General features: G+C 71.4%; 2 protein-coding genes and 2 pseudogenes. 1 reads left to right on the top strand and 3 read right to left on the bottom strand.

Annotation, left to right across the window (positions count from 1 at the left end; translation table 11 throughout):
- Positions 1–307, bottom strand: a pseudogene (locus tag AOK00_RS32380) (transcriptional regulator); the annotation flags it as partial.
- Between the two features lie 96 nt (positions 308–403).
- On the opposite strand from AOK00_RS32380, the gene AOK00_RS32375 reads away from it, so the two are divergent.
- A complete protein-coding gene (locus AOK00_RS32375) occupies positions 404–1,636 on the top strand; it encodes an MFS transporter (RefSeq protein ID WP_055603735.1) in 1,233 nt (410 codons plus the stop codon).
- An 8-nt stretch (positions 1,637–1,644) separates the two neighbouring features.
- Here AOK00_RS32375 and AOK00_RS32370 read toward each other — a convergent pair whose 3' ends face one another.
- Complete coding sequence (locus AOK00_RS32370; protein WP_030318217.1) at positions 1,645–1,854, bottom strand: DUF4287 domain-containing protein; 210 nt, start codon at positions 1,852–1,854, stop codon at positions 1,645–1,647.
- Positions 1,855–1,928: 74 nt separating this feature from the next.
- Positions 1,929–2,216 (bottom strand): annotated as a pseudogene (locus AOK00_RS32365) (ABC transporter permease); the annotation flags it as partial.

Below are 2,216 nucleotides of genomic sequence, written 5' to 3'. Positions count from 1 at the left end.
CGACGGGCGTCCGGAGAACGGGGTCGTGCTCGTTGTCGAGGGTGGGGAAGGGCCCGGCGGGGGTGGGGTTGAGGAAGTCGGCGAGGTAGCCGTGGGCGGGGACGAGCGCGGCGAGCCACCCGCGATCGAGCCCGGCCCGCACGATCCGGGGCCGGACCTGGGCGACCCAGCGCCGGTGGGGACCGGAGTCGGGCCGGCCGACGAGGACGCGGTAGCTGGTGACGACCTCCCACATGGGGGAGACGGCGAAACGGGTCTGGGCGAGGTCGGCGGCGGAGAAACTGAGCCCGGATTCCAAGGGATCCACGTCCTAGAGTCCACAAGCGCGGCGGGGAAGAGCTGATTGGATTCGGCCAGAGCTTAATCAATGGAGGCGGAGGCGCCACGGGGGCAGCCTCGACGCATGCCCACTCTCACCGCGTCGTCCCTCGTCCCCTCTTCCTTCCGAGGACTGCCGTCCGTCGTATGGACGATCTTCGCCGGAACGATCGTCAACAGGCTCGGCTACCTCGTGACGCCGTTCCTGGTCTTCTTCCTGGCCGCGCGCGGAGTGACGGGCGCGGAGACCTCGTACGTCCTGGGAGCCCTGGGCGCCGGCAACCTCCTGGGCCCGGCCGTGGGGGGCATCCTGGCCGACCGGATCGGCCGCCGCCCGACGATGCTGATCGGCCTGGTCGGAGCGTCGGCGGCGCAGGGCGCACTGTTCCTGGCCCCCGGCGTGTGGACGATGGCGGCGGCGGCGCTGCTGATCAGCGCGGCGGGCAGCACGGTCTCACCGGCGGCGTACGCGCTCCTCGCGGACGCCGTGGACAGCGAGCGACGCCGCCGCGCGTACGCCCTGTTCGGCTGGGGAGTGAACATCGGCACGGCGGTGGCGGGAGTCCTCGGCGGCTTCCTGGCGGCACGCGGCTACTGGCTGCTGTTCGTCGTGGACGCGGGCTCGATGCTGGCGTACGCGCTGGTGGTGGCGGTCCGCCTGAAGGACCCGAAGGCCCCGAGCACGGCGGCCGAGCCGGAGGAGAAGTCCCGGAAGGACGGCATCGGCTACGGAGTGGTGCTCAGAGACCGCCTGGCCCTGCTCCTGCTCCCCCTCTTCGGAGTGCAGCTCTTCGTGTACTCGCTGACGGAGGTGGCCCTGCCGCTGGCGGTCCACGACAGTGGCCTGTCGCCGGCGGTGTACGGGGCGATGGCGGCGGTCAACGCGATCCTCGTGGTGGCGCTGCAGCCCTTCGTGACGGCGAGGCTGTCGAGGTTCCCGCAGCTGGCGGTGCAGGGCGTGGGCAGCACGCTGATCGCGGGAGGAGTGGCCCTGACCGGACTCGCGGACGGGGTCGCGGGCTACACGGTGTCGGTCGTCGTCTGGTCACTGGGCGAGGTGGTGGTGGCGGGCATCGCCGCGGGCGTGGTCGCCAACCTGGCCCCGGCCCACGCCCGGGGCCGCTACCAGGGAGCCTTCAGCTGGACGTGGGGCCTGGCGCGCTTCGCGGCACTCACGCTGGGGGTGGCCACGTACACGACGCTGGGCCCGGCGGTCCTGTGGTGGACGGCCCTGGTGGCGGGCACCGCCGCCGCGGTGGCGACGGCGGTGCTGACGTCGAGGGTGAACGCCCGCACGGCCCACGAACTGGCGGCGTGAGGCCGGGGCTACTTCCCCTCGGCAAGGGTGTGGGCCACGAGCGCGTTGGCGTGCCCGTGGCCCAGCCCGTGCTCGGCCTTCAGCCAGGAGACGAGCTCCATGTGCTTGGTGAGCGGCGAGGAACGGATGAGGTCCTGCCACTCGGAGACGGGCCGGCCGTACTTCTTCTCGATGGAGGGGAAGTAACTGGCGGGCCCTTTGACGACGTTCTCGGCCACGGGAGTCTCCAGGGTCGGTGGTGATGACATCTCTGAGACCCCCATCGCACCGAAAATTCATCGAAGCCGCAAGATCAATCCCGCCGAATGTGCTCGGGGTCGATGTGCCGCCGCACCATGGGCAGGGAGGCGAGCGCGGCGACGAGCAGCACGCCCAGCGCGCAGGCGAACAGCAGGGGCAACCCCTCCCAGTCCCAGTGCACGGCGCCACCCCCGGTGATCAGATAACTGGACTCGGCAAGCCACCCGGCAACGATGGCCCCTCCCAGCCCCACGACAAGCGGCAACAACACCTGCATGACCTGCACCCCCCGCAACGTCCCGGCCCGAGCCCCCAAAAGCGCGAGCGCGGTCACCTGCCC

Source organism: Streptomyces aureus, from assembly GCF_001418135.1.
In the GTDB taxonomy this organism is placed as follows: domain Bacteria; phylum Actinomycetota; class Actinomycetes; order Streptomycetales; family Streptomycetaceae; genus Streptomyces; species Streptomyces aureus_A.
Note: the sequence above shows the minus strand (reverse complement) of the source record. Positions and strands in the feature narration are given on the sequence as shown.

Coding starts and splice junctions, on each gene's coding strand:
- AOK00_RS32375 (WP_055603735.1), top strand. CDS start 404: ATGCCCACTCTCACCGCGTCGTCCCTCGTCCCCTCTTCCTTCCGAGGA.